Below are 2,503 nucleotides of genomic sequence, written 5' to 3'. Positions count from 1 at the left end.
GCCGCCGACTGAATCCGGTCGGCGGCCAGGCGGCGGCGTGCGCCTGACCGGCGCGGAAGGGGGACGCGCCGGCCAGGAAGGCGGAGCCAACCGCACAGGAACGTGCCGTCAGAAGCCGCGCCCCGCGTTCTCCGAGCGGCGCCGCATCCAGAACAGGCCGCCGCCGATCACCGCGGCCGCGACGAGACCACCGCCGATCGCCATGTCGGTGGTGCTCGCCCCCTCGTTCGAGCTGCCGCCGAGACCACCGCGGACACCGCCGTGGATGACGGTGAAGGCGGACGGGCGGGTGAGTTCCCTGCCGCCGCATACGGCCTTGATGTCGTACGCGCCCGGGTTGGCGTGCTGGTGGATGGTCGCCGTCCCTGTCGCCGTGTGGCCGCCCGGCAGCACCTTCAAGTTCGTCCTCGGGAAGGCGGGCGACTCGATGTGACCGCCGGACGGGCAGTTGTCGACCGTGACCGTCAGCTGCCCGCCTCTCGGGATGACGCTCGGCATGGCCACGATGTTGGACGGGTTGTCCCAGGCGGCAGCCGTCGGGGCGGCGAGCCCCACGACCGCACCCGCGGTGACGGCGACCGCCAGAGCACGGGTGGCGCGCATACGGGAAGTACGCATGTGAATCCTCCGCGGAAGACGCCCCGGGGAAACCGTCCCCGGTCGATCGGCGAGAGCGCCTCCCAGACAGACCCTCAGATGCCGTGCACAGAGCCGCATTTCGAGAATCGGCCGTACCGGTGAGGCGACACGCCGAAGGGCAAAGGCACAAGCCGATATTGCCGCAGGTCACGGACCGTCAGAAAATTAGTTTCCGGGGCGACTCGGATGGCGCACGCCCGGTATGGCCGCCACCCGTTCGCTCCTGCTCTGTCGCTGACTGCGCGCGCCGCGCTTAGCGTTCTCGTACGCGCAACGGACGCGGTTCGAAAGCCGCGTTGAGAGGGGATCAGAGAATGCTTTCGTCCCAGCCGGCCGAAGAGGAGGAAAGGCAGAGGAAGCGCGCGCCCTGGGGCGTGATGGCGCTTGTTCTGCTGACCGGCCTCGCGCTGATCCGGAATGGCTCAGGGGAATTCGACGTGGGTCCGCCACAGCCCGCGTCGGCGGCCGCGGCGGATCAGGCGCCCGATGCGGCCAGGAAGGACGTCGCACCGCTGACGTTCTCGCCCGCCGACCGGGTCCAGATCAAGGGGATCCGGGTGGACGCGCCGGTCATGGCCGTGGGGCTCGACGCGGAGGGCTGGGTGGACGCGCCGCCGCCGGAGGTCCCGAACCTGGCCGGCTGGTTCACCGGGGCGGTTTCGCCGGGCGAGAAGGGCACATCCGTGATCGTCGGCCATGTCGACAATCAGCAGGGGCCCGCCATCTTCTACGGCCTCGGTTCGCTGCGGAAGGGAAATCGCATCGAGGTCCTGCGCAGGGACCGCAAGACCGCGGTCTTCGAGATCTACGGCATCGAAGTGTTCGAGAAGAACAATTTCCCGGGAGATCGCGTATACGGCGACAAGGGAACCCCGGAAATCCGGGTCATCACCTGTGGCGGCGGTTTCTCCAAGCGGGCCGGATACGACGGGAACGTCGTCGTTTTCGCCCGCCTTGTGGATGTGCGGGGCTGACGGCGATCTCGCCGAAAGCACGCGGCACGGGGCGGGCGAAAGTCCGGCCTGCTCCGACCTACATCGAATGGCGGCTCGGCACCGTGATGCGGTAGCCCGATTCGATGAGTTCCGGAAGGTACGTCCGCAGGGCGTCGACGCTCTGGGAGCGGTCGCCGCCCGCGTCGTGCGCGAGCACCACGACCCCGGGAGCCGCGCCCTTGCGCACGCGCCGGATGATCGTGGCGGTGCCCGGCTCGGTCCAGTCCAAGGTGTCGACGGTCCAGGCGAGCGGCTCCATGCCCAGGTCGGCGCCGAGCTGGAAGGCGTTGCGGTTCCAGGCCCCGTAGGGGGCGCGGAACCAGGCCGGGGGTTCGCCGACGGTGTCGTCGACGACCTCGCAGGTACGCTCCATCTCCTCGCGCATCGCGCTCCTGTGCATCTTCAGCAGAAGCGGATGGGACCAGGTGTGATTGCCGATCAGATGCCCCTCGTCGGCCATCTCGCGCAGCAGGTCCTTGTTGTCGACGGCCATCCCCCCGCACACGAAGAACATGGCGCGGACGTCGTACCGGCGCAGGGTGCGCAGGATGCCCGGGGTGTAGCGGGGGTCGGGTCCGTCGTCGAAGGTCAGCACCATGCTGCGGTCCTGCCCGTCCATGCGCAGGATCGGGGCACGGCGTACGCGCGGCAGGGCTCGGGCGGCGTGCGGCGGTCCGTAGCCGGCCATCGGCTGGAGGCGGTACGCGGACGGCTTGAGCGCGCGCCCGGCCGGCGGTCCGCCGGCCGCCGCCCCGCCGGTGGCCTTGGATCCTGGCATGCCGGGCCGTTCCGTGCCCACACAGCCCGCCGTGGCGGCAAGACCGAAGCTGTCTCTAAAACACAACTCCGATCCCACGATACCCCGAAGG

The 2,503-nt window shown here is 69.8% G+C and carries 3 protein-coding genes; 1 reads left to right on the top strand and 2 read right to left on the bottom strand.

The window, feature by feature from the left end; translation table 11 throughout:
• Positions 1-108: 108 nt before the first annotated feature.
• The gene (locus ACFWY6_RS45065) at positions 109-603 is read right to left on the bottom strand and encodes a hypothetical protein (protein WP_384703641.1); all 495 of its coding nucleotides are present in this window, start codon (positions 601-603) and stop codon (positions 109-111) included.
• Between the two features lie 350 nt (positions 604-953).
• Here ACFWY6_RS45065 and ACFWY6_RS45060 point away from each other — a divergent pair, with 350 nt between their 5' ends.
• Positions 954-1,613: a class F sortase gene (locus ACFWY6_RS45060; protein WP_384703635.1), complete on the top strand. Its 660-nt coding sequence runs from the start codon at positions 954-956 to the stop codon at positions 1,611-1,613.
• A gap of 58 nt (positions 1,614-1,671) precedes the next feature.
• On the opposite strand, the gene ACFWY6_RS45055 is transcribed toward ACFWY6_RS45060, so the two are convergent.
• Entirely contained in the window at positions 1,672-2,493 is an 822-nt protein-coding gene (locus ACFWY6_RS45055; RefSeq protein ID WP_384703638.1) for a polysaccharide deacetylase family protein, read from the bottom strand.
• Positions 2,494-2,503: the final 10 nt, after the last annotated feature.

Origin of the sequence: Streptomyces sp. NPDC059037 (genome assembly GCF_042740015.1) — a bacterium.
Classification (GTDB): domain Bacteria; phylum Actinomycetota; class Actinomycetes; order Streptomycetales; family Streptomycetaceae; genus Streptomyces.
Note: the sequence above shows the minus strand (reverse complement) of the source record. Positions and strands in the feature narration are given on the sequence as shown.

Excerpts from the sequence above, each read along its gene's own strand:
- ACFWY6_RS45065 (WP_384703641.1), bottom strand. The coding sequence starts at position 603 with ATGCGCGCCACCCGTGCTCTGGCGGTCGCCGTCACCGCGGGTGCGGTC.
- ACFWY6_RS45060 (WP_384703635.1), top strand. The coding sequence starts at position 954 with ATGCTTTCGTCCCAGCCGGCCGAAGAGGAGGAAAGGCAGAGGAAGCGC.